Annotated in this window: 22 protein-coding genes; 9 read left to right on the forward strand and 13 right to left on the reverse strand. The window is 63.3% G+C overall.

Features of this window, described 5'->3' with window-relative positions:
- Window positions 1-12: 12 nt before the first annotated feature.
- The 3 genes from gshA to HWQ56_RS01615 all read right to left on the reverse strand — a co-directional run bounded on the left by gshA (window position 13) and on the right by HWQ56_RS01615 (window position 4,500).
- A complete protein-coding gene (gene gshA, locus HWQ56_RS01605) occupies window positions 13-1,596 on the reverse strand; it encodes a glutamate--cysteine ligase (RefSeq protein WP_158156154.1) in 1,584 nt (527 codons plus the stop codon).
- A gap of 199 nt (window positions 1,597-1,795) precedes the next feature.
- The gene (locus tag HWQ56_RS01610) at window positions 1,796-2,179 is read right to left on the reverse strand and encodes a PaaI family thioesterase (RefSeq protein ID WP_158156155.1); all 384 of its coding nucleotides are present in this window, start codon (window positions 2,177-2,179) and stop codon (window positions 1,796-1,798) included.
- On the reverse strand, window positions 2,179-4,500 hold the full coding sequence (locus HWQ56_RS01615; RefSeq protein ID WP_176569634.1) for a Tex family protein: 2,322 nt from the start codon (window positions 4,498-4,500) through the stop codon (window positions 2,179-2,181). The genes HWQ56_RS01610 and HWQ56_RS01615 overlap by 1 nt, the downstream gene beginning before the upstream one ends.
- Before the next feature lie 215 nt (window positions 4,501-4,715).
- On the opposite strand from HWQ56_RS01615, the gene ompR reads away from it, so the two are divergent.
- Together ompR and HWQ56_RS01625 are read left to right on the forward strand one after the other, a co-directional pair.
- Window positions 4,716-5,447 (forward strand): osmolarity response regulator transcription factor OmpR, encoded by a 732-nt coding sequence (ompR, locus tag HWQ56_RS01620; protein ID WP_158156159.1) that lies wholly within the window; start codon window positions 4,716-4,718, stop codon window positions 5,445-5,447.
- Window positions 5,448-5,554: 107 nt separating this feature from the next.
- Entirely contained in the window at window positions 5,555-6,868 is a 1,314-nt protein-coding gene (locus HWQ56_RS01625) for an ATP-binding protein (RefSeq protein ID WP_158156161.1), read from the forward strand.
- A gap of 70 nt (window positions 6,869-6,938) precedes the next feature.
- Here the strand turns inward: HWQ56_RS01625 and rimK are convergent, their stop codons facing one another.
- From rimK to HWQ56_RS01640, 3 genes are read right to left on the reverse strand one after another with little or no spacing between them, the layout of a single operon-like run.
- Complete coding sequence (gene rimK, locus HWQ56_RS01630; RefSeq protein WP_158156163.1) at window positions 6,939-7,844, reverse strand: 30S ribosomal protein S6--L-glutamate ligase; 906 nt, start codon at window positions 7,842-7,844, stop codon at window positions 6,939-6,941.
- Complete coding sequence (gene rimB / locus HWQ56_RS01635) at window positions 7,841-8,323, reverse strand: retropepsin-like aspartic endopeptidase RimB (RefSeq protein ID WP_158156165.1); 483 nt, start codon at window positions 8,321-8,323, stop codon at window positions 7,841-7,843. Before rimB ends, rimK begins: the two co-directional genes overlap by 4 nt.
- On the reverse strand, window positions 8,310-8,516 hold the full coding sequence (locus HWQ56_RS01640; protein ID WP_158156167.1) for a hypothetical protein: 207 nt from the start codon (window positions 8,514-8,516) through the stop codon (window positions 8,310-8,312). The genes rimB and HWQ56_RS01640 overlap by 14 nt, the downstream gene beginning before the upstream one ends.
- Window positions 8,517-8,618: 102 nt before the next feature.
- Here HWQ56_RS01640 and HWQ56_RS01645 point away from each other — a divergent pair, with 102 nt between their 5' ends.
- On the forward strand, window positions 8,619-9,023 hold the full coding sequence (locus tag HWQ56_RS01645; protein WP_176569635.1) for an RNA-binding S4 domain-containing protein: 405 nt from the start codon (window positions 8,619-8,621) through the stop codon (window positions 9,021-9,023).
- On the opposite strand, the gene HWQ56_RS01650 is transcribed toward HWQ56_RS01645, so the two are convergent.
- A complete protein-coding gene (locus HWQ56_RS01650; RefSeq protein ID WP_158156169.1) occupies window positions 9,020-9,817 on the reverse strand; it encodes a phosphatase PAP2 family protein in 798 nt (265 codons plus the stop codon). The two genes, HWQ56_RS01645 and HWQ56_RS01650, sit on opposite strands and share 4 nt — an antisense overlap.
- Window positions 9,818-9,927: 110 nt before the next feature.
- Between HWQ56_RS01650 and hslO the strand changes: the two genes are divergently transcribed.
- The 4 genes from hslO (at window position 9,928) to HWQ56_RS01670 (ending at window position 14,392) form a co-directional block, all read left to right on the forward strand.
- On the forward strand, window positions 9,928-10,830 hold the full coding sequence (hslO, locus tag HWQ56_RS01655) for an Hsp33 family molecular chaperone HslO (protein WP_158156171.1): 903 nt from the start codon (window positions 9,928-9,930) through the stop codon (window positions 10,828-10,830).
- A gap of 179 nt (window positions 10,831-11,009) precedes the next feature.
- Window positions 11,010-12,554: a phosphoenolpyruvate carboxykinase gene (locus HWQ56_RS01660; protein ID WP_158156173.1), complete on the forward strand. Its 1,545-nt coding sequence runs from the start codon at window positions 11,010-11,012 to the stop codon at window positions 12,552-12,554.
- A 177-nt stretch (window positions 12,555-12,731) separates the two neighbouring features.
- Window positions 12,732-13,967 (forward strand): 3-hydroxyacyl-CoA dehydrogenase, encoded by a 1,236-nt coding sequence (locus HWQ56_RS01665; protein WP_176569636.1) that lies wholly within the window; start codon window positions 12,732-12,734, stop codon window positions 13,965-13,967.
- A complete protein-coding gene (locus HWQ56_RS01670) occupies window positions 13,964-14,392 on the forward strand; it encodes an acyl-CoA thioesterase (RefSeq protein WP_176569637.1) in 429 nt (142 codons plus the stop codon). Before HWQ56_RS01665 ends, HWQ56_RS01670 begins: the two co-directional genes overlap by 4 nt.
- A 36-nt stretch (window positions 14,393-14,428) precedes the next feature.
- Here the strand turns inward: HWQ56_RS01670 and HWQ56_RS01675 are convergent, their stop codons facing one another.
- The 3 genes from HWQ56_RS01675 to yrfG form a co-directional block, all read right to left on the reverse strand.
- Entirely contained in the window at window positions 14,429-14,896 is a 468-nt protein-coding gene (locus HWQ56_RS01675) for a glycine zipper domain-containing protein (protein ID WP_158156180.1), read from the reverse strand.
- A 222-nt stretch (window positions 14,897-15,118) separates the two neighbouring features.
- Window positions 15,119-15,937, reverse strand: a complete 819-nt coding sequence (fdhD, locus tag HWQ56_RS01680; protein WP_176569638.1) for a formate dehydrogenase accessory sulfurtransferase FdhD — start codon at window positions 15,935-15,937, stop codon at window positions 15,119-15,121.
- 99 nt (window positions 15,938-16,036) lie between these two features.
- Window positions 16,037-16,699, reverse strand: coding sequence for a GMP/IMP nucleotidase (gene yrfG, locus HWQ56_RS01685; RefSeq protein WP_176569639.1), 663 nt, complete (start codon window positions 16,697-16,699; stop codon window positions 16,037-16,039).
- Window positions 16,700-16,790: 91 nt separating this feature from the next.
- Here yrfG and nudE point away from each other — a divergent pair, with 91 nt between their 5' ends.
- Both nudE and cysQ read left to right on the forward strand, forming a co-directional pair.
- Window positions 16,791-17,357, forward strand: coding sequence for an ADP compounds hydrolase NudE (nudE, locus tag HWQ56_RS01690; protein ID WP_158156186.1), 567 nt, complete (start codon window positions 16,791-16,793; stop codon window positions 17,355-17,357).
- Window positions 17,354-18,181 carry a 3'(2'),5'-bisphosphate nucleotidase CysQ gene (cysQ, locus tag HWQ56_RS01695; protein WP_158156188.1) on the forward strand — a complete coding sequence of 276 codons (828 nt, stop codon included), beginning with the start codon at window positions 17,354-17,356 and terminating at the stop codon, window positions 18,179-18,181. The genes nudE and cysQ overlap by 4 nt, the downstream gene beginning before the upstream one ends.
- A 38-nt stretch (window positions 18,182-18,219) precedes the next feature.
- Here the strand turns inward: cysQ and HWQ56_RS01700 are convergent, their stop codons facing one another.
- The 3 genes from HWQ56_RS01700 to HWQ56_RS01710 are packed head-to-tail and all read right to left on the reverse strand — an operon-like array spanning window position 18,220 to window position 21,873.
- Window positions 18,220-18,675: a YiiD C-terminal domain-containing protein gene (locus HWQ56_RS01700; RefSeq protein ID WP_158156190.1), complete on the reverse strand. Its 456-nt coding sequence runs from the start codon at window positions 18,673-18,675 to the stop codon at window positions 18,220-18,222.
- A 4-nt stretch (window positions 18,676-18,679) separates the two neighbouring features.
- Window positions 18,680-20,068 (reverse strand): sigma-54-dependent transcriptional regulator, encoded by a 1,389-nt coding sequence (locus HWQ56_RS01705; RefSeq protein ID WP_158156192.1) that lies wholly within the window; start codon window positions 20,066-20,068, stop codon window positions 18,680-18,682.
- Window positions 20,065-21,873 carry a sensor histidine kinase gene (locus HWQ56_RS01710; protein WP_158156194.1) on the reverse strand — a complete coding sequence of 603 codons (1,809 nt, stop codon included), beginning with the start codon at window positions 21,871-21,873 and terminating at the stop codon, window positions 20,065-20,067. The genes HWQ56_RS01705 and HWQ56_RS01710 overlap by 4 nt, the downstream gene beginning before the upstream one ends.
- Window positions 21,874-21,899 lie beyond the last annotated feature (26 nt).

Genomic DNA, 21,899 nt, shown 5'->3' on the forward strand with positions numbered 1-21,899 from the left:
TGCAGTGGCTGCTTAGTTGCTGATCGCCAGAATGCTGGCCTGGTAGGAGCCGACGAAGGTGTCGAAATCACCGACTTCGGTCTGTTCCAGCTCGGCCTGCTCGGCAATGGACCTGCGCGCCATTTCCTCGAATTTCGCCTGTTCTTCTGTGCTCAGCGCCTGGCTGCGGAAGAATTCCGCGTGGGCCTGGCTCTGACGCAGGGAGAACTGGGCGAAGCTTTCCTTGTGCTCGGCCATGCTTGCCAGCACTTGCGCCGAGGGCGTCAGTGACGGGTCGCTGACTTTGGCACGCTGGGCGGCCAGGGCCTTGGCGTGTTCGTCGCTGCCGTGGCTTTGGTCGAGCAGGCTGGCCAGTGGGGCGATCTGGTCCAGCAGTTCGCTGGCCCATTGCTTGAGTTCCACCGGCTGACCGTCACGCTGCAGTTGCAGGCCGGGTTTGCGGCCTTCCTTGACCACGCTCAGGAAGTTGTTGGTAGCGCCGCCGCACTCGGCGGTTTCCAGCAACGGGCTGTCGTGCAGGGCGCAGTACAGCAGGAAGGCGTCCATGAACCGGGCTTCCGGCAGGTCGATGCCGGTGGGCAGGAACGGGTTGATGTCCAGGCAGCGTACTTCCACGTACTGCACCCCACGGGCCATCAGCGCCTGGATGGGGCGCTCGCCGGTGTAGGTCACGCGCTTGGGGCGGATATTGGAGTAGTACTCGTTTTCGATCTGCAGGATGTTGGTGTTCAACTGCACCCACTCGCCATCCTTGTGGGTGCCGATCTGCACATACGGCGCATACGGCGTGGCCACGGCCTTGCGCAGGCTGTCGGTGTAGCTGGGCAGGTCGTTGTAGCACGGGGTCAGGCCAGCCTGGGCATTGCTCTGGTAACCCAGGTCGCTCATGCGCAGGCTGGTGGCATACGGCAGGTACAGGGTATCGGCGTCCAGCTGTTCGAGCTGATGGCTGCGCCCGCGCAGGAAACCTGCGTCCAGGGCCGGCGAGGCGCCGAACAGGTACATCAGCAGCCAGCTGTAGCGGCGGAAGTTGCGGATCAGGCCGATATAGGCCGAGGACTGGTAGTCGCGGTCGGTCTGTACGGCGCCTTCGGCTTCACGCAGCAGCGGCCATAGCTGTTCGGGCAGCGAGAAGTTGTAGTGAATGCCGGCGATGCACTGCATGGTGCGGCCGTAGCGCAGGGCCAGGCCCTGGCGGTACACGTACTTGAGCTGGCCGATGTTGGAGGTGCCGTAGTAGGCGATCGGGATGTCTTCTTCAGCCGGCAGCGGGCAGGGCATCGACGGGCTCCAGAGGAACTCGTTGCCAAGCTTGGTATAGGCGAAGCGGTGGATCTTCTCCAGGCTCTGCAGGGTCTGCGTTGGATCTTCGAGGGCCGGGGTGATGAACTCCAGCAGCGACTCGGAATAGTCAGTGGTGATCTGTTCATGGGTCAGCGCGGCGCCCAGCGCTTCGGGGTGCGGGGTCTGTGCCAGGCGGCCCTGGGCAGTGACACGCAGGCATTCGCGCTCGATGCCGTGCAGGCAATGCTCGAGCAGGGTCAGGTTGGCTCGCTCGCCCAAAAGGCGCAGGCGGCGGTTGAGAAGTTCGCTCAAGTTGGATTCCTTCACGCGTCAGTCGCCCCAATATGGGGGTAGAGTTGACGGTCTACAAGGGTGACGAAAGGAACCGGCGTTGTCGCCTGGTTATGTTGCTTAGTGTCAGAATTTTCGTCTGACGTTCCGCTTTTTCCAGGTAGTCGATTCCGGCACCGCGTACGCAGTGCCGAAATTAACTCATTAGGGATACAAATCGCTAGAGAACCACGAAGGTGCCCTGCGCTTTTGCCATCAGTTTGTCGCCCTGGAGCACTTCGGCGTCGACCACCAACGTGCGCTTGCCGCCGTGGACAATGGTGGCCACACACACCACCTCACCCTGGGCGACGGGGCGCATGTAGTTGATCTTGCACTCCAGGGTCACGCTCTGCTGGTCGAACCCGTGGTGGCTGGAGCAGGCCAGGCCCATGGTGATGTCCACCAGGCTGAACAGCGCGCCACCGTGCATCACCTGCCCGCGATTGCGCAGGTGCGGTTCCAGCGCCAGGGCCACCTCGGCCTTGCCCTTTTCCAGGCTCAGCAGGCGGCAGCCCAGCATCTGGCTGAAGGCGCTGTGTACCAGCGCTTCAGGGATGTCCATCAGCGTTTCTTCAACTGCTTGGCGTTGGCGAACAGCGACGCCATGGCGTTGTTCACTGGCGCCGCGGCGGTTTCTTTCTGGCGTGCTGGCGCACCTTGCTGGCGCGGGCTCGCGCCTGGGCGGCTGCCGCGGGCACCATCGACTTTCTCCCCCGGGGTGTCGCTCATGCGCATGGACAAGCCCACGCGTTTGCGGGGGATGTCGACTTCCATCACCTTGACCTTGACCACGTCACCGGCCTTGACGGCTTCGCGCGGGTCCTTGATGAACTTCTCCGACAATGCCGAGATGTGCACCAGGCCGTCCTGGTGCACGCCGATATCGACGAAGGCGCCGAAATTGGTGACGTTGGTCACCACGCCTTCCAGGATCATGCCCGGCTCCAGGTCCTTGAGGTCTTCGACACCGTCCTGGAAGGCGGCCGTCTTGAACTCCGGACGCGGGTCGCGGCCTGGCTTGTCCAGCTCCTGAAGAATGTCGGTGACGGTCGGCAGGCCGAAGGTTTCGTCGGTGAATTTCTTCGGGTCCAGGCGCTTGAGGAAGGCGCTATCGCCGATCAGCGAGCGGATATCGCGGTCGGTCTCGGCGGCGATGCGCTGTACCAGCGGGTAAGCTTCGGGGTGAACCGCCGAGGCGTCCAGCGGGTTGTCGCCGTTCATCACGCGCAGGAAGCCTGCGGCCTGCTCGAAGGTTTTCTCGCCCAGGCGGCTGACTTTCTTCAGCGCCGCGCGGGTCTTGAAGGCGCCGTTCGCGTCGCGGTGGGCAACGATATTCTGCGCCAGGGTGCTGTTGAGGCCCGAAATACGCGCCAACAGCGCTACCGATGCGGTGTTCACGTCCACGCCCACGGCGTTCACGCAGTCCTCGACCACGGCGTCCAGGCCGCGGGCCAGCTTGAGTTGCGAAACGTCATGCTGGTACTGGCCGACACCGATGGACTTGGGGTCGATCTTCACCAGCTCGGCCAGCGGATCTTGCAGGCGGCGGGCGATGGACACGGCACCACGGATGGACACGTCCAGGTCGGGGAACTCCTTGGCCGCCAGTTCCGAGGCCGAATACACCGAAGCACCGGCCTCGGAGACCATGACCTTGGTCATCTTCAGGCCTGGGTATTTCTTGATCAGGTCGGCCGCCAGCTTGTCGGTTTCACGGCTGGCGGTGCCGTTCCCGATGGCGATCAGGTCCACCGAGTGCTTGGCGCACAGGGCGGCCAGCACGGCGATGGTCTGGTCCCACTTGTTGTGCGGGACATGAGGGTAGACGGTGGCGGTGTCCAGCAGCTTGCCGGTGGCGTCGACCACGGCGACCTTGCAGCCAGTGCGCAGGCCCGGGTCCAGGCCCAGGGTGGCACGCGGGCCGGCGGGGGCGGCCAGCAGCAGGTCGTGCAGGTTGTGGGCGAAGACATTGATGGCTTCGGCCTCGGCGGCGTCGCGCAGTTCGCCGAACAGGTCGGTTTCCAGGTGCGTGTACAGCTTCACTTTCCAGGTCCAGCGCACCACTTCGCCCAACCACTTGTCGGCAGGGCGGTTCTGGTTTTTCAGGTCGAAATGCTCGCCGATCATCATTTCGCACGGGTGCAGGGTACCCGGCGCTTCATCGCCGACCTTCAGCGTAGAGCTGAGCACGCCTTCGTTGCGGCCGCGGAAAATCGCCAGGGCGCGGTGCGAGGGCATGCTCTTGAGTGGCTCGTCGTGTTCGAAGTAGTCGCGGAACTTGGCGCCTTCCTCTTCCTTCCCAGCCACGACGCGGGCACTGATGGTGGCTTCCTGCTTGAGGAAGTTGCGCAGCTTGTCCAGCAGCTTGGCGTCTTCGGCGAAGCGCTCCATGAGAATGTACTTGGCGCCTTCCAGGGCGGCCTTGGAGTCCGCTACGCCCTTGTCGGCGCTGACGAAACGGGCGGCTTCGGCCTCGGGCGTCAGCATCGGGTCGGCCAGCAGGCCATCGGCCAGTTCGCCGAGGCCGGCTTCCAGGGCGATCTGGCCCTTGGTGCGGCGCTTCTGTTTATAAGGCAGGTAGAGGTCTTCGAGGCGGGTCTTGGTGTCGGCGAGCTTGATGTCGCGGGCCAGTTCGGGGGTCAGTTTGCCCTGTTCCTCGATGCTGGCCAGAATGCTGGCGCGGCGGTCGTCGAGTTCGCGCAGGTAACGCAGGCGTTCTTCCAGGTTGCGCAATTGGGTGTCATCCAGGCTCCCGGTCACTTCCTTCCGATAACGGGCGATGAAGGGTACCGTGGAGCCTTCATCCAAAAGAGCCACGGCCGCTTCGACCTGCTGTGGGCGTACGCCGAGTTCTGCGGCGATGCGGCTGTTGATGCTGTCCATAAGACCACCTGACCAATTGTGAATGCAGAGCCGCCGGGCGCGCCCGGCCTGAAAGGGGCGCATTATAACCAGCGATTCCGGGTTGGGGCATGATGGCAAATTCACCTGTCGGCGCCGTCTGTCATGGCAACCCAGGTAAAATCTGCTAACAATGCACACAGCACACTGTTTCGGCAGCTGCGCCATAATGCACGCCGAGATCACAGGAGTAAGCCATGAGCAGTACTGCACAAGCACCAAAGATTCTGATTGTTGACGACGATCAGGTCATCCGGGATCGGCTGGTGCGCTTTCTCACCGAAAACACCGACTTCAACGTTCGCGCCGTGGGCGACACCAAGGAAATGGACCGCCTGCTGGCGCGCGAAGCCTATAACCTGATCGTGCTGGACCTGATGCTGCCCGGCGAAGACGGCCTCACCGCCGCCGCGCGCCTGCGCCGCGAGAAAGCCAACCCGATCCCGGTGATCATGCTCACCGCCAAGGGTGACGACCAGGACCGCATCCGCGGGCTGGAACACGCCGACGACTACCTGGGCAAGCCATTCAACCCCCACGAGCTGGTAGCGCGCATCAAGGCCGTGCTGTTCCGCCGTGTGGCCCCGGTGCCGGGCGCCCCGGCCAGCGAGGACGAAGTGGTTACCTTCGGCGACTATTCCCTGTCGCTGGCCACCCGCGAGCTCAAGCGTGGCGATGAAGTGCACATGCTGACCACCGGTGAGTTCGCCGTGCTCAAGGCGCTGGTCATGCACGCCCGCGAGCCGCTGACCCGCGACAAGCTGATGAACCTGGCCCGTGGCCGCGAGTGGGACGCCCTGGAGCGCTCCATCGATGTGCAGATATCCCGCCTGCGTCGTATGATCGAGCCCGACCCGTCCAAGCCGCGCTATATCCAGACCGTGTGGGGCGTGGGTTACGTGTTCGTGCCGGACGGCAACAGCAAGTGATGGGGCATTTGCAGGAGCGAGCCGTTCCGGCGCACTGTCCCGGAAGGCTCGTTATCGGCAACCTGCGCGAGCGGCGCTCGTTCCTGCAATGTTGATGGCTGTTGTTTATGAAAACCCCGGTTTGGTTCCCCCAAAGCTTTTTTGCCCGCACCCTTTGGCTGGTGCTGATTGTCGTGCTGTTTTCCAAGGCGCTGACCCTGGTTTATCTATTGATGAACGAGGACGTGCTGGTGGACCGGCAGTACAGCCACGGCGTTGCATTGACGCTGCGGGCCTATTGGGCGGCTGACGAAAATGACCGGGAACGCATCGCCGATGCCGCAGGCCTGATTCGTGTAGTAGGTGGGGGCGTGCCCGAAGGCGAGCAACATTGGCCCTACAGCGAGATCTACCAGCGGCAGATGCAAGCCGAGTTGGGCGAAGACACCGAAGTGCGCCTGCGCGTGCACGCGCCCCCGGCCCTGTGGGTGCGGGCGCCTAGCCTGGGCGCGGGCTGGTTGAAGGTACCGTTGTACCCGCATCCGCTGCGTGGGCAGAAAATCTGGAGCGTGCTGGGCTGGTTCCTGGCCATCGGATTGTTGTCCACCGCATCGGCGTGGATCTTTGTGCGCCAGCTCAACCAGCCGCTCAAGCGCCTGGTGTTCGCGGCGCGGCAACTGGGGCAGGGGCGCAGTGTGCGCCTGCCAATCAGTGACACGCCCAGCGAGATGACCGAGGTGTACAAGGCCTTCAACCAGATGGCCGAGGACGTCGAACAGGCAGGGCGCGAGCGTGAATTGATGCTGGCCGGGGTTTCCCACGACCTGCGCACGCCGCTGACGCGCCTGCGCCTATCCACCGAATTCATGGACCCCAGCAGCGATCTGGCTGCCGACATGCAGCGCGACATCGAAGACATGGACGCTATTCTCGACCAGTTCCTGGCCTTCATTCGTGATGGCCGCGACGAAGCCATCGAGGAAGTCGACCTGGCTCAGTTGGTTCAGGAAACCGTGGCACCGTTCAACCAGCCCCGGGAGCAGGTGCGCCTGTGCCTTGAGCCGATACCGCCGTTCCCGTTGCGCCGGGTATCGATGAAGCGTCTGCTGACCAACCTGATTGGCAATGCCTTGCACCATGCGGGCGATGGTGTGGAAGTGGCGGCATACGTGTCGGGCGACAACAGCGCGCCCTATGTGGTGCTCAGCGTGCTGGACCGCGGCACGGGCATTCCGGAAGACGAACTGGCGAGCATTTTCGACCCGTTCATTCGCGGCGACCGCGCCCGCAGCGGCAAGGGCACGGGGCTGGGGCTGGCTATCGTCAAGCGCATTGCCGCCATGCACGGCGGCAACGTCGAGTTGCGCAACCGCTCGGGTGGCGGCCTGGAAGCTCGGGTGCGCCTGCCGCTGGGACTGATGCTGCCCCGCGACGCCATCTGACAGTACGCGACGGCTGATTCAAGCTTCGCCCGGTCCTGGCGCAGGGCCGGGCGAACGGCGCGGTACAGGCTCAGCCCTTGCCCTTGGTGCGCGTCTGATTCGGCCCGCCGTTCTTCTCCAGGTGCTCGATGATCATCCCGGCGACATCCTTGCCGGTGGTCACTTCGATTCCCTCCAGCCCAGGCGAAGAGTTCACCTCCATCACCAGCGGCCCATGATTGGACCGCAGGATATCCACCCCTGCCACGCTCAGCCCCATCACCTTGGCGGCGCGAATGGCGGTCATGCGCTCTTCTGGGGTGATCTTGATCAGGCTGGCGCTGCCGCCGCGGTGCAGGTTGGAACGGAATTCGCCTGGCTTGGCCTGGCGCTTCATCGAGGCGATGACCTTGTCGCCCACCACGAAGCAACGAATATCGGCACCCCCGGCTTCCTTGATGTATTCCTGCACCATGATGTTCTGCTTCAAGCCCATGAAGGCCTCGATCACCGACTCGGCCGCCTTGGTGGTTTCGCACAGCACCACACCGATGCCCTGGGTACCCTCCAGTACCTTGATCACCAGCGGTGCGCCGTTGACCATCTGGATCAGGTCGGGAATGTCATCGGGGGAGTGGGCGAAACCGGTTACCGGCAAGCCGATACCCCGGCGCGACAGCAGCTGCAGCGAGCGCAGTTTGTCGCGGGAGCGGGCGATGGCCACCGACTCGTTGAGCGGGTAGACGCCCATCATCTCGAACTGGCGCAACACCGCGCAGCCATAGAAGGTCACCGAGGCGCCAATGCGTGGGATCACGGCGTCGAAGCCTTCCAGCGGCTTGCCGCGGTAATGGATCTGCGGCTTGTGGCTGGCGATGTTCATGTAGGCGCGCAAGGTATCGATCACTACCATTTCATGCCCGCGAGCGACCCCGGCTTCAACCAGGCGGCGGGTGGAATACAGACGCGGGTTCCGCGACAGCACAGCGATCTTCATGCAACACCTGTGGTAGAGGTAGTAGAGGCCGGGAACACCGGCTTGTCTTGAACGTAGGTAATGCCCGGGTTGACCACCAGTTGGCCATGTACCAGGGCTTTGGAGCCCAGCAGCAAGCGATAACGCATCGCCTTGCGGCAGGCCAGGGTGAATTCCACCTCCCACACCCGGTCACCCAGCGCCAGGGTGGTGCGGATGACGTAGCGGGTCTGGGCGTGGCCGTTGGAACTCTTGATGGTTTTCATCGCCACCATGGGCGCTTCGCAGCGCCGGTGGCGCAGTTGCACCACCGAGCCCAGGTGAGCGTTGAAACGCACCCATTTTTCGCCATTGCGCTCGAACGGTTCTATCTCCGTGGCGTGCAGGCTAGAGGTGCTGGCGCCGGTATCGATCTTGGCGCGCAGGCCGGCGACCCCCAGGTCGGGGAGCGCCACCCACTCGCGCAGGCCAATAACGGTCAAATGATCAAATGTCTTCAAAAGGGCAACCGACAATAAAAGGTTTCCGGCCATGGCCCACACGCCACGGCGTGCCGGGCAAGGGCAATTTCAACCCCAGCATAGCCGCCGGTAACGGAGGGCGGAACGGCCTGGCGCGCAAAGCGCGGTATTCACGCAGAAACCGGTGCAAATGGCGATAGATATTGAGTAACAACCTGAAGATTTCGTTCATCCGCCTATCCTCCTGTGCGGCCCTGAACTGTAACCGGCAGGCGTCCGACCTTGCATCCGACAGGCACGGTAGTACAGTTCCATTAAATTCCTGAGTTGAGGTATGGCAGTGGCACAAAAACAGGAAGAGGACGACAAGGTTCGTCTGGACAAATGGTTGTGGGCGGCGCGCTTCTACAAAACCCGTGCGTTGGCCAAGGCGGCCATAGAAAGCGGCAAGGTGCATTGCCGGGGCGAGCGCTGCAAGCCAGGCAAGGAGCCCAGGGTAGGCGACGAATTCCAGCTGCGTACCGGCTTCGACGAGCGCACGGTGGTGGTCAGGGCACTCTCGGTGGTGCGTCGCGGGGCGCCCGAAGCACAGCAGCTATATGAAGAAACGCCACAGAGCGTGGCCAAGCGCGAAGAGGCCGCGCAACTGCGCAAGGCGGGATCGCTGGGTGTGACCACCGATGGGCGGCCGACCAAGAAACAGCGTCGGCAGCTCCATCAGTTCCACAGCGAATCTTAAGCGCTGACCACGCTCAGGCAGCGGACCAGCGGAATTCGCTGCAACACTTTGAACAGCGGCTGGGTCACGCGCAGCAGCCAGGTGGAGACGCACGCGGCGAACGGGGTGTAATAGCCCCAGCCCAGCGCCATCAAGGCCATGGCCACGCCGCCGATGTAGTCATCCTGTCCCCAATGGGCGCCAGCGACCAGCCGTGGCATTGAAAACAGCAGCACCAGCCCCCAGATCACGAAATACTGACCGAAGCGGCGAGCGAAAATGCTCATGAACATGCCCCAGATCAGCAATACCGAGGCGTGGTCGCCAGGGAAACTCTGGTTCGAGCCATCCTTGAGTTCCAGGTGCGGGTTGATGTTGGGGTACAGGTCGCCCAGCTTGATGGCATCGGGCAGTACCAGCGACGGGCTGTGATGTTGCCAACCCATGACGTCGCAGACCTTGTCGAACACCGCGCGGATGATCAGCAGCAGTATCAGCATCGACACGAAGGCGATGGTCGCCTGGCGTGCATGGATAGCCTCGATCACCCAGTCACCGCGAATCAGCAGCGACAGCAGGATCAGCCCGACGATGATGTCGAAGGGCCGCATGCTGGCCACTGCCCAGATCGAACGCCACACGGTGTGATCCGCCAATGGCTGGTTGAGCAGGTGGAACAGCCATTCGTCGAAAGACGTGAACAGCGCATGACCGGACGGCAGCAACCACAGCCCAATCAGCGCCAGCGGTACTAGATTACACAGCAGCAGCCCTCGTACGTTCCACCTTGCTTGGAACAGTGCGGGTTTGTTCATAAGATACCTCTATGTCAGACAGAGCGATCCGCACCAGGCTGGTGCTCTAAAACGGGCTTTTATAGGCCCTTGTAAACATCTTGTCACTATTATCAGATACCCAGACCCCTATGCACGACACACCGGATACCGATTACACCCAACGTTTCATCTTCGACGAATGTGACATTCGTGGTGAGATGGTCTCGCTTGAGCGCAGCTATGCCGAAGTGCTGGCCAAGCATCCCTACCCGGAACCGGTGGCCCAGTTGCTGGGTGAGTTCATGGCGGCCGCCGCACTGCTGGTAGGCACCCTGAAGTTCGACGGCCTGCTGATTCTGCAAGCGCGCTCCGACGGCCCGGTGCCACTGCTGATGATCGAATGCTCCAGCGAGCGCGACATTCGTGGCCTGGCGCGTTATGAGGCCGACGCCATCACCGCGGGCGCCACGTTGACCGACCTGATGCCCAACGGTGTCCTGGCAATGACCGTAGACCCGAACAAGGGTCAGCGCTACCAGGGCATCGTCGAACTGGACGGCGCCGATCTGTCGGAGTGCTTCACCAACTACTTCAAGGTCTCCGAGCAGTTGGGCACGCGCTTCTGGCTCAATGCCAACGGTTCCCGGGCGCGCGGCATGCTGCTGCAGCAGCTGCCGGCCGACAAACTGAAAGACGCCGAAGAACGCGAAGCCAGCTGGCAGGACGCGACCGTGCTGGCCGGCACTCTTACCGCCGAAGAGCTGTTGGGGCTGGACAACGAGACCGTGCTGCACCGCCTTTACCATGACCAGGCCGTGCGCCTGTTCGACGTGCAACCGCTGCGTTTCCACTGCAGCTGCTCGCGCGAGCGCTCTTCGCGCGCGCTGGTCAGCCTCGGCGAAGCCGATGCCCAGGCGTTGGTGGCCGAGCGAGGCGGCGTGATCGAAATCGACTGCCAGTTCTGCAGCCAGCGCTATCTCTTTGATAGCACTGAGGTTGCCCAGTTGTTCGCCGGTGGGGGACTCGAGGTTCCGTCAGATACCCGTCACTGAAACGTTTAAGTAGAACCAGATCGCGTAAGTGCCGCCGGGTTGCCGCCGTTTCGACAGGAGGGCTCTACTATTTCTGGGCGTTTCTGGCATAATCCGGCCCACTTTTAGAGCTGTAGTAGTTTTTTTGTCTCTACTACAAAACGTTTGGAGTACTCGGCCCTTGGCCGACGGGGAACCTCATGACGCAAGCTAATAACACCGTGTACACCGATCTGAGCATCGATGAGCTGGTACAAGAAGCCCTGAAGCGCGGTGAAGGCGAGCTTGCCGATACCGGCGCGCTGGTCGTGAAAACAGGTCACCGTACCGGTCGTTCGCCGGTTGACCGCTTTATCGTTGAAGAAGCCTCGACCCAGGACGCCATTGCCTGGGGCCCGATCAACCGCAAGTTCCCCGCCGACAAGTTCGACGCCCTGTGGGACCGCGTTGCCGCCTACCTGGGCGAGCGCGAGCGGTTTGTCTCCCACGTTCACGTCGGCTCTGACGAAGCGCACTACCTGGCCGTCAAGATGACCACCGAGACTGCCTGGCACAACCTGTTCGGCCGTTGCCTGTTCATCAACCCGGAAACCTACAACCCGGGCGCCAAGCAGGAATGGCAGGTCATGAACGCCCCGTGGTTCGTCTGCGAACCCGAGCGTGACGGCACCAATTCCGACGGCACTGTGATCATCAACTTTGCCGCCAAGAAAGTACTGATCGCTGGCATGCGTTACGCCGGCGAAATGAAGAAAGCCATGTTCTCGGTGCAGAACTTCCTGCTGCCGGCTGCCGACGTACTGCCAATGCACTGTGCGGCCAACATGGGCGAAGACGGCGACGTCACCCTGTTCTTCGGCTTGTCGGGCACCGGCAAGACCACCCTGTCGGCTGACGAAAGCCGTTACCTGATCGGCGACGACGAGCACGGCTGGGGCGAAGGCGTTGTCTTCAACATCGAAGGCGGCTGCTACGCCAAGTGCATCGACCTGTCGGAGAAGAACGAGCCTGTCATCTGGAAAGCCATCCAGCACGGCGCCGTTCTGGAGAACGTGGTCCTGGACCCGGTCACCAAGAAAGCCGACTACGCCGATGACAGCCTGACCCAGAACAGCCGCGCCGCTTACCCGCGCGAGCTGATCGAGAAGCGTGCACCGAAGAACCTGGGCGGCGAGCCCAATGCCGTCATCTTCCTGACCTGCGACCTGACCGGCGTGCTGCCGCCAGTGTCCATCCTCAGCGAAGAGCAGGCCGCGTACCACTTCCTGTCGGGCTACACCGCACTGGTTGGCTCCACTGAAATGGGTTCGGGCGCCGGCATCAAGTCGACCTTCTCCACCTGCTTCGGCGCGCCGTTCTTCCCGCGCCCGGCGGGTGAGTACGCCGAACTGCTGATCAAGCGTATCCGCGGCTTCAACTCCAAGGTGTACCTGGTCAACACCGGCTGGACCGGTGGTGGCTACGGCGTGGGCAAGCGCTTCAATATCCCGACCACCCGTGGCGTGATCGCGGCCATCCAGAGCGGCGCTCTGATTGGCACTGAAACCGAGCACCTGGGCACCATCAACCTGGACGTGCCAAAGGCCGTTCCGGGCGTCGACACCGTGCTGCTCAACCCACGCAATACCTGGGCTGACCAAGCGGCCTACGACGAGGCCGCCAAAGGCCTGGCCAAGCTGTTCATCGAGAACTTCAAGAAGTTCGACGTCAGCGACGCCATCCGCAACGCCGGCCCTCAGCTGTAATAGCCTGGGTCTTCAAAGAACCGCCTTTCGGGGCGGTTTTTTTATGCGCGCGGCAAAGCGTTGCCCGTTGGCGATTCACTCGCTGAATAACGCCCATCACACGAATAAAGTTCAAAAGCCGCCCCCGCTGTTCTATGGTTTGTGGATTGCCCAGCTACCTTCATCAGAGGATCTGCCATGAGCCAAAGCACCTACGACATTCAGCGCGCCGCCGTGATCGGCGCAGGCACCATGGGGCGAGGCATCGTGATGTGCCTGGCCGCGGCGGGCCTTCAGGTCAAATGGATGGACACCAACCCGCAGATGCTCAACCAGGCGCTGGAAACCGTGGGGCACACCTGGACTCACAACGTCGAGCAGGGCCGCATTGACCGGGCCGAGGCCGATCGGCGCCTGGCCCGCATCAGCAAGGTGGCCGACTACGCGGCTATCCACGACGTGGACCTGGTGATCGAGGCGGTGTACGAAAACCTCGAACTCAAGCAGCAGATATTCCGCGACCTTGACCGCTGGCTGATGCCAGGGGCGATCCTGGCCAGCAACACCTCGGCCCTGGACATTGACGCCATCGCCGCTGTCACCGCCCGCCCCGAGCAGGTACTGGGCCTGCATTTCTTCAGCCCCGCGCACATCATGAAACTGCTGGAAGTGGTACGCGGCGCCAAGACATCGCCCGAGGTACTGCAGGCTGCCTTGGCGCTGGGCGAGCGCATGGGCAAAGTCAGTGTGGTGTCGGGGAACTGCCACGGCTTCATCGGCAACCGCATGCTGCACCCCTACGCCAAGGAGGCCCGCATGATGCTGCTCGAAGGCTCGCTGCCTTTCGAAGTGGACACGGCGCTGCAAGGCTTCGGCTTTGCCATGGGCCCGTTCCGCATGTACGACGTGGTGGGCATCGACCTGGAGTGGCGCACACGGCAGATGTCAGGCAAAGGCATGGATGCACCTGAGGTGCAGGTCGACAACCGCCTCTGCGAGATGGGCCGCTTCGGCCAGAAAAGCGGTGACGGGTATTACCACTACGAGCAGGACAGCCGCCAGGCCGAGCACGACGACGAGGTCGACGCGCTGGTGGTCGGGGTCAGCCGTGGCATGGGCTACGACCGCCGCGCCATTGGTGCCGAGGAAATAGTAGACCGCTGTGTGCTGGCGCTGGTCAACGAAGGCGCGAAGATCCTGCAGGAGGGCATCGCGCAATCGGCCCATGACATCGACCTGGTGTACCTCAACGGCTATGGCTTTCCCAAGGAAGGAGGCGGCCCCATGGCCTGGGCGGACAAGCAGGGCCTGGCCGAAATCGAGCGCCGCCTGCTGGAATTCAAGAGCCGCTTCGGCGAGCATTGGCAGCCGGCTGACCTGATCAGTCGCCTGGCCCGCGAGGGCGGTACTTTTGCACAGGTGACCCACGGATGAGCGAAGCAATGCCCCAGCGCGAAGACTACCGGCACTTTCAGCCGATCATCACGCGCTGGCATGACAACGACGTGTATGGCCACGTCAACAACGTCACCTACTACAGCTTCTTCGATACGGCGGTGAACACCTACCTGATCGAGGCGGGCGGCCTGGATATTCATGACGGCGACGTAGTGGGTTTCGTAGTCAGTTCATCCTGCGACTACTTCGCTTCCATCGCCTTTCCCGAGCGCATCGAAATAGGCCTGCGGGTTGGCAAGCTGGGCAACAGTTCGGTGCAGTATGAGCTGGCGGTGTTCAAGGCAGGGGAGGCCGATGCCTGTGCGGCGGGGCGCTTCGTGCATGTGTTCGTCGACCGCGCCAGCAACCAGCCGGTGGCCATCCCTGCCAACCTGCGCGAGGCCCTGCAGCGGCTCCTCTGATTTACAGGGGGAGAGGCTGCAGGGCCCCGCAGGGGCTTAACGGCGGTGCCAATCGCGACGGTCGTGGCGGTCCCAGTGGCGACGGTCATGCCCGCGGTAATGACGGCGGTCGTCGTAATGTCCGCGGCTGTGAGCCTCACGGTTGCTTTCATTGCCCATGTAGTTACCCAGCGCGCCACCAGCGCCACCACCGGCCGCCGCGCCGATCAGGCCGCCCGTGCTACCGCCCACGCTACGGCCCAGCACGTTGCCGCCCGCTGCACCCAGGCCACCGCCAATGGCGGCTTCGCCACGGCTGTGCTTGTTGGCGCCTACCGCGGCGCCACCAGCACCACCCAGGCCGGCGCCAATGGCCGCACCGGTGCTACCGCCCAGTTGCTGGCCGACCGCTGCGCCGAGTACCCCACCCAATGCGCCGCCGATACCTGCTTCTGCAGTGCCGCCAGCCGACGCGAAGCCGCTGACCAGGCTCAGGGACAACAAGAGAATCGAGGTGTACTTCATAGACAAAGTCTCAGTGGAATGACGGCGCGATCCTGAGGCTCTGTAACGCGGCTGACAACGAAAAACCGACGAATAACACGACTTGTACACAATTCAATAACTCATTGTTTTCAAGATGAAACTTTGTGAGTTTTGCTCGGTCAGATGTACTTCGGGAAGGCCTTTTCAGCGATGGAAAGGCCTTTTTCATTGGCTTTTTCGTACATGAAGAAGCTGAAGAAATCAGCCCCCTGGTACCTTCGACGCGCTGTACACCCGTGGGCCGCTTTTTTGCGGAAGGTGAATCAGGTTCAAGTTGTGCCGCCGTGCCCATTGCAAAGCAAGCCCGGTAGGGGATGACAGGCTGACCAGGGTCTGGATGCCGGCGCGCAACACTTTCTGGATCAACTCCAGGCTGCACCGGCTGGTCACAATGGCCACCCCTTCGCGGGTATCTACCTGTTGCCGAATCAGCCCGCCGATGAGCTTGTCCAGTGCGTTATGGCGCCCGATGTCTTCGCGGCCCATCAGCAATTCGCCTCGGCCGTTCATGAACACAGCCGCATGCACCGCGCCACAATGCTGGCCCAGGGGCTGAAACTGGCTGATGCGTTGGCGCAGGCCGTCCAGCCACGGGAGGGGAGGCAATGGCGCACCTGGCAGCACGGCAAGCTCTGGCAAGGCCTGTTCCACTGCTTCCACGCCGCACAGCCCGCAGCCACTGGTGCCGGCCAGTTGGCGCCGCTGGTCCTTGAGGTTCCAGAATGCACGGCTGGAAATTTCCACTTCAGCTTGCATGGCCGAGCCGCAGCCGCTGAGCTTGAGGTCGTAGATCTCATCCGCCGAGCCAATGATGCCGCTGCCGATACTGAAGCCGACGATAAAGTCTTCAAGGTCAGTCGGGCTGACCAGCATCACGGCCTGGCTGATGCCGTTATAGGCAATGGCCAGCGCCACTTCTTCGGCCAGCGCGGTGCTGGCTTCATCGCCCTTGTCCAGGTTGTGGTAGCTGTAGGTCTGGCTGGCCGCAGGTGCGGCAAGATCCAGGGCGGGCGTATTCATGGGGCAGTCCCAAGGTGGATATCTACGTCAAGCCTATGCCCCCTGCTGGCACGTCGTCCAGTTGCCCGTGCCGATGCCGCCATAGACCGCTTCGATCGGTTACAGCCCCTGCAGCAGCTCCAGGTAGCTGTCCACCGCGCTGAACTCCTCGGTGTCCTTGGGGCCCTTGCGGCTGTCGGGCTCACGAACTGCCAGCAGATGGGCGATGCCGAAGGCGCGGGCACTGCGCAGAATGGGCAGGGTGTCGTCGATGAACAGGCTGCGCGCCGGGTCGAAGACGATATCGTCCCGCAGTGCGCTCCAGAAGTTCTGGCTCTCTTTGGGAAAACCATAATCGTGGGAACTGATCAGGCGCTCGAAATAGGGGGCCAGCGCCACGCGTTCCAGTTTTACCGACAGCGAGTCGCGGTGGGCATTGGTGATCAGGATCACCCGTTTGCCGGCCTGGCGCACGGCGGCCAGAAAGGCATCGGCATGGGGGCGCATGGCGATCAAATGCGCGGTTTCCAGCTTCAGCTCGCGCACCGGCAGGCGCAACTCGGTGCTCCAGAAGTCCAGGCAATACCAATTCAGCGTGCCGGCGTTTTTCTCGAACAGCGGCCGCATCTCCATTTCCGCCATCGCCCGGCTTACCCCATGGGTGTCGGCATAGCGCTGGGGCAAGTGCTCCAGCCAGAAATGGTTGTCGTAGTGCAGGTCCAGCAACGTGCCGTCCATGTCCAGCAGGACCGTGTCTATATCGCGCCAGGTTATGGCTTGCATACCAAAGATTCTCAGGCTGTAAATGGACAAGAGTGGCATTTGCGCCGCCAAGCCACGGTATAGTAACCCGTTCACGCCAAGGAGCCGCCCCATGCGCCAGAAACCCACCGTACTTGCCCGCGAAATTGTAGCCAGTAGCCGTCTGTTCCGGGTCGAGGAGGTGCAACTGCGCTTTTCCAACGGCGTTGAACGCACCTACGAGCGGCTGGTGGGGCGTGGCAACGGTTACGGCGCGGTCATGATCGTGGCCATGCTCGATGCCGAGCATGCGGTGTTGATCGAAGAATACTGCGGCGGCACCGACACCTATGAGTTGTCGCTGCCCAAGGGCTTGATCGAGCCGGGCGAAGACATTCTGGCCGCTGCCAACCGCGAGCTGAAGGAAGAAGCCGGTTTCGGCGCCCATCAGCTGGAACACTTGACCGAGCTGTCGCTGTCGCCGGGCTACATGAGCCAGAAGATCCAGGTGGTGCTGGCCACCGACCTCTACGAAGAGCGCCTGGAAGGTGACGAGCCCGAGCCGATGGGCCTGGACAAGGTGAACCTGCGCGAACTGTCGGCCTTGGCCACCCACCCGCAATTTTCCGAAGGCCGGGCGCTTGCTGCCTTGTACCTGGCCCGTGACCTGTTGATCCAGCGTGGAGCATTTCCCCTATGACCTTTTCCCATCCGTTGCTGCCGGGCGTGATCGAGCTGGCACACAAGGCTGGCGAGGCCATCCTGCCGTTCTGGCGTGCCAATGTGGCGGTCACCGCCAAGGCGGACGACTCGCCGGTGACGGCCGCTGACCTCGCCGCGCACCACGTCATTGTCGCGGGCTTGCAGGCGCTGGATTCGACTATCCCGATCCTGTCGGAGGAAGACTGCGGTATCGCCCTGGCCGAGCGCCAGGGCTGGACCCGCTGGTGGTTGGTCGACCCGCTGGACGGCACCAAGGAATTCATCTCCGGCAGCGAGGAATTCACCGTCAACATTGCCCTGGTGGAACAGGGCCGCGTGGTGTTCGGGGTAGTGTCCATGCCTACCAATGGCCGGTGCTACTTTGGCGGCGCAGGCCTGGGCGCCTGGCGGGCCGATGCCGGGCAAGCGCCACAACCCATTCGCGTGCGCACCGCGCCACCGGCGGGTGAAGCCTTTACCGTGGTGGCCAGCCGTCGTCATTCCAGCCCGGAGCAGGAACGTCTGTTGGCGGGGTTGGCCGATAGCCTGGGGGAACTGGCGCTGGCCAGCGTTGGCAGCTCGCTGAAATTCTGCTTGCTGGCCGAAGGGGCGGCTGATTGCTACCCCCGCCTGGCGCCCACTTCGCAATGGGACACCGCGGCTGCCCAGGGGGTGCTTGAGGGCGCTGGCGGTGAAGTACTGGATATTGAAGGGCAGGTATTTACCTACCCGGCACGCGAGTCGTTGCTCAATACCTTCTTCCTGGCGTTGCCTGCCCAGGCGGCTTGGCGCGAGACCCTGTTGCGCCTGGCCAAGGTCTGACGCTGCGGGGCTGGGCGAGGCTCGGCAAGGGTGCACCGCTACCGGTGCAGAACGTACTGGCCCGTGAACGTGACAGCCTGCTCGGTACTTCCCTGGTTCGCCAGGTAGGTCCTGAGCTCCAGCCGCGCCCGCCCATGCCGCTGCCACATTGCCAGGAAACGCTTCCAGATCTTCTCGTCCGGTGCCCCGCATACCGCCTCGGCGTCCCCCGTGACCGGCAGCGGATAGCTGATCTGCCCTTCCTGGATCACGATGTGGCCATCCTCGATGCCCGCCTCGCGCAAGCGCAGGTGCAGCCAGCCCCAGCCCGCCAGCACAGCGCCGCAGTACAGGCTGCCACCGAACATGGTGCTCTTGTGATTGACATTGGGTGCCAGCGGCAGGTGCAGGCGCAAGGTGGCGCCCTGCCAGCCGAGCACTGCCAGGCCCATGTCACGGGTCAAGGGAATGTCGTTGTGCAGGATGGCCTGCAGTTCAATGCAATCCTGGTTCATGGCCTCAGGCTTCTCCCTCGTCACCGGCAGCAAAGGTCAGGCCGTGCTTGCGCAGTTTGTCGTGCAGGGTCTTGCGCGGAATGCCCAGCGCTTCGGCCAGGCTGCGCATGGAATTATGCTGGCGAACCATTTCCGCGGCGATGAGCGCGCGTTCGAAGTTTTCCACCTGTTCGCTCAGGCTGCCGGTCATGGCTGCGGGTGCTTGCGGTCCAGCGCCCGCCACATGGCTTTCAAGCTCCAGATCAAGCCCCAGGGCAAAACGCTCCGCGGCGTTCTGCAATTCGCGCACGTTGCCGGGCCAGCCGTGGCGCATCAACAGGGCACGCTCGGCAGGCTGCAACTGGTTGGGCAGCAGGCCATGGCGGTCGCTGGCGGCGTCGGCAAAGTGCTCGAACAGGATCAGCACGTCCTCGCCCCGTTCGCGCAGGGGCGGAATGCGCAGCGAGGCCACGTTCAGGCGGTAATAGAGGTCGGCACGGAAACGACCCTGGTCGGCGGCCTGGCGCAGGTCTTCCTTGGTGGCGGCGATGATGCGGATATCCAGCGGGATCAACTGGTTGCCGCCCAGGCGCTCAACCACACGCTCTTGCAGCAGGCGTAGCAGCTTGACCTGCACGTCCAGGCTCATGCTTTCTATTTCATCGAGAAACAGCGTGCCGCCGTTGGCGAACTCGAACTTGCCGATTCGGCGTTTCTGCGCGCCGGTGAACGCTCCCGGCTCATGGCCGAACAGTTCGCTCTCCACCACCGACTCGGCCAATGCCCCGGCGTTGATGGCCACGAAGGGGCCGTTGCGGCGGCTGGACAAGTCATGCAGTGCCCGGGCCACTACCTCCTTGCCGGCGCCGGTTTCACCCAGGATAAGCACATCGGCCTTGGTCGCGGCCAGCGCCCCGATTTGCTGGCGCAGGCGCAGGATCGATGGCGACTGCCCCACCAGCCGTGCGCTCAACTCGTGTCGGTCACTGAGCGCCAGGCGCAGGCTGCGGTTGTCCAGGACCAGGCGGCGCAGTGCCAGGGCGCGGCGCACGCTATCCAACAGGGCGTCGCTGGCGAAGGGTTTTTCCAGGAAGTCGTAGGCGCCAGCCCGCATGGCCTGCACCGCCAATGGCACATCGCCGTGGCCGGTGATCAACAATACCGGCAGCTCGCTGTCCTGGGCATGCAGTTGCTGCAGCAGCGCCAGGCCATCCAGCCCTGGCATGCGGATGTCACTGACCACCACGCCCGGCCAGTCACGCTCGATGCGCCCGGCCAGGCCATTGGCGTCGCCCAGCGACAGAATCTTCAGGCCGGCCAGGTCCAGGGTCTGGCTGAGGGCCTGGCGCAGGTGTGGGTCGTCATCGATCAGCACAACCTGGGTCTGACTGTCGATGGCAGCAGCCGTACTCATGCGGAAGGGTCCTCTGGCGGTTGAAGGTTGACGCCCGGGGGCGCGCTGCGCAGGCGCAGGGTCAGTTGCGCGCCGCCCTGGGGGTGGTTGGCCAGCACCAGCTCGCCGCCCAGGGCGCGCATCAGGGTATCGCAGATCGCCAAGCCCAGGCCAAGGCCCTGGGTGCGGGTCTTGGTGGTGAAGAAAGGTTCGCGGGCGCGGGCCAGGGATTCACGGGTAAAGCCGGGGCCATTGTCGCGGATCAGCAGGGCAACGCCATCGGCGGTCTGCTCGGCGCTTATCCACAGGCAGCGGGGGTTGGCCTTCTCGGTCAGGGCATCCAGGGCATTGGCCAGCAGGTTGCTCAACACCTGACGCAGGCGGGTTTCCCCAGCCTGCACCCACAGCGGCGCGTCCGGCAGGTCGCGGAATAGCTCCACCGCCATCGCCCGTCGGCGTTTGGCCAGCAATGCCAGGGCGTCGTCCAGTGCCGGTTGCAGGGCCACGCTCTCCAGGGCATGGCGGTCACGACGTGCGAAAGCGCGCAGGTGGGCGATGATCGAAGCCATGCGCCCGGTCAATTCGCCAATCAACTTGAGGTTGCCCCGTGCGTCCTCGGTACGTTGGTGGTCGAGCAGTACTTCGGCGTTCTCGGCGTAGCTGCGGATGGCGGCCAGTGGCTGATTGAGTTCATGGCTGATGCTCGCCGACATGGTGCCCAATACCGACAGCTTGCCCGCTTGCACCACTTCGTCCTGCACCCGCACCAGCTCCTGCTGGGCCTGCTCACGCTCCAGCACTTCCTGTTTCAGGCGGCTGTTGAGTGCCTCCAGGTCGCTGGTGCGCTCGATCACGCGCATTTCCAGCTCGCGGCGTGCCTTGGCCTCGAAGGCGATGCGGTCCAGGTAGTTGCGCCGCCGTTGCATCATCAGCCCCAGCAGCAGCATGACCACCAGCAAGGTGGCGCCGCCGATCGCCACGACCGTGCGCACAGGTCGGTCGATCAGCGCCCGGGGCGCGAGGATACTGGCGTTCCAGCCGGTTTCGGCAATGGGGTGGGTCTGCATCAGCCAGGCCTGGTCGTCCAGGCTCAGCGGCTGCGGCGCCTGGGTGGGGTAGGGCTGGATCGAAGCGATGGCCTGGTGCTCTTCGTCGGTCAGCGGGCGGGTGGCGCGGAAACGCCATTCAGGCCGCGACGTAAGGATCACCACGCCGTGTTGGTCGGTAAGTACCAGTTGCTCCGGGGTTTTGCCCCACAAGGTCTCGGTGTGGTCCAGGTCTACCTTGACCACCAGCGCGCCGACCACTCTGGCGCCTTCGTGTACGGCGGCGGCGAAGAAATAACCGCGCTTGCCCGAGGTCGTGCCCATGCCGAAGAAACGCCCCACGCGGCCAGCGATGGCATCGCTGTAATAGGGCCGGAAAGCGAAGTTGCGGCCCACGAAGCTGTCCTTGGCCTGCCAGTTGGACGCGGCCAGGGTGTTGCCGCTGGGGTCGAGCAGGTACATGACCTCGGCGCCGGTCTGGTCGCAGATGTCCTTGAGCAGGCGGTTGGCATGGTCCACTACCTGCGGGTCGGTGGGTGATTGCAGCGTGCTGCGCAGCGCAGGCAGGTCACCCAGTATCTGCGGCAACGTCTCGTAGCGGTGCAGCGTGCCCAGCAGGTTGGCCACGAACAGGTCGAGGGTCTGACGGTTCTGGCTGACCAGCTCGCTACGGTAGTAACGCTCGGCCAGGTGCTGCAAGGGCCACAGCAAGGGCGCCAGGCACAGGGCCAGCAAGGCAAGGCTGCGCCAGCGAGGGCGGCGGGGAAGTGAGGGTGTCATGTGGGAAGCCAATGCGCCGGAAGGTA

Source organism: Pseudomonas eucalypticola (assembly GCF_013374995.1).
In the GTDB taxonomy this organism is placed as follows: domain Bacteria; phylum Pseudomonadota; class Gammaproteobacteria; order Pseudomonadales; family Pseudomonadaceae; genus Aquipseudomonas; species Aquipseudomonas eucalypticola.

Excerpts from the sequence above, each read along its gene's own strand:
- HWQ56_RS01610 (WP_158156155.1), bottom strand. The coding sequence starts at position 2,179 with ATGGACATCCCTGAAGCGCTGGTACACAGCGCCTTCAGCCAGATGCTG.
- HWQ56_RS01615 (WP_176569634.1), bottom strand. The coding sequence starts at position 4,500 with ATGGACAGCATCAACAGCCGCATCGCCGCAGAACTCGGCGTACGCCCA.
- ompR (WP_158156159.1), top strand. The coding sequence starts at position 4,716 with ATGAGCAGTACTGCACAAGCACCAAAGATTCTGATTGTTGACGACGAT.
- HWQ56_RS01625 (WP_158156161.1), top strand. The coding sequence starts at position 5,555 with ATGAAAACCCCGGTTTGGTTCCCCCAAAGCTTTTTTGCCCGCACCCTT.
- rimK (WP_158156163.1), bottom strand. The coding sequence starts at position 7,844 with ATGAAGATCGCTGTGCTGTCGCGGAACCCGCGTCTGTATTCCACCCGC.
- HWQ56_RS01640 (WP_158156167.1), bottom strand. The coding sequence starts at position 8,516 with ATGAACGAAATCTTCAGGTTGTTACTCAATATCTATCGCCATTTGCAC.
- HWQ56_RS01645 (WP_176569635.1), top strand. The coding sequence starts at position 8,619 with ATGGCAGTGGCACAAAAACAGGAAGAGGACGACAAGGTTCGTCTGGAC.
- HWQ56_RS01650 (WP_158156169.1), bottom strand. The coding sequence starts at position 9,817 with ATGAACAAACCCGCACTGTTCCAAGCAAGGTGGAACGTACGAGGGCTG.
- hslO (WP_158156171.1), top strand. The coding sequence starts at position 9,928 with ATGCACGACACACCGGATACCGATTACACCCAACGTTTCATCTTCGAC.
- HWQ56_RS01660 (WP_158156173.1), top strand. The coding sequence starts at position 11,010 with ATGACGCAAGCTAATAACACCGTGTACACCGATCTGAGCATCGATGAG.
- HWQ56_RS01665 (WP_176569636.1), top strand. The coding sequence starts at position 12,732 with ATGAGCCAAAGCACCTACGACATTCAGCGCGCCGCCGTGATCGGCGCA.
- HWQ56_RS01670 (WP_176569637.1), top strand. The coding sequence starts at position 13,964 with ATGAGCGAAGCAATGCCCCAGCGCGAAGACTACCGGCACTTTCAGCCG.
- HWQ56_RS01675 (WP_158156180.1), bottom strand. The coding sequence starts at position 14,896 with ATGAAGTACACCTCGATTCTCTTGTTGTCCCTGAGCCTGGTCAGCGGC.
- fdhD (WP_176569638.1), bottom strand. The coding sequence starts at position 15,937 with ATGAATACGCCCGCCCTGGATCTTGCCGCACCTGCGGCCAGCCAGACC.
- yrfG (WP_176569639.1), bottom strand. The coding sequence starts at position 16,699 with ATGCAAGCCATAACCTGGCGCGATATAGACACGGTCCTGCTGGACATG.
- nudE (WP_158156186.1), top strand. The coding sequence starts at position 16,791 with ATGCGCCAGAAACCCACCGTACTTGCCCGCGAAATTGTAGCCAGTAGC.
- cysQ (WP_158156188.1), top strand. The coding sequence starts at position 17,354 with ATGACCTTTTCCCATCCGTTGCTGCCGGGCGTGATCGAGCTGGCACAC.
- HWQ56_RS01700 (WP_158156190.1), bottom strand. The coding sequence starts at position 18,675 with ATGAACCAGGATTGCATTGAACTGCAGGCCATCCTGCACAACGACATT.
- HWQ56_RS01705 (WP_158156192.1), bottom strand. The coding sequence starts at position 20,068 with ATGAGTACGGCTGCTGCCATCGACAGTCAGACCCAGGTTGTGCTGATC.
- HWQ56_RS01710 (WP_158156194.1), bottom strand. The coding sequence starts at position 21,873 with ATGACACCCTCACTTCCCCGCCGCCCTCGCTGGCGCAGCCTTGCCTTG.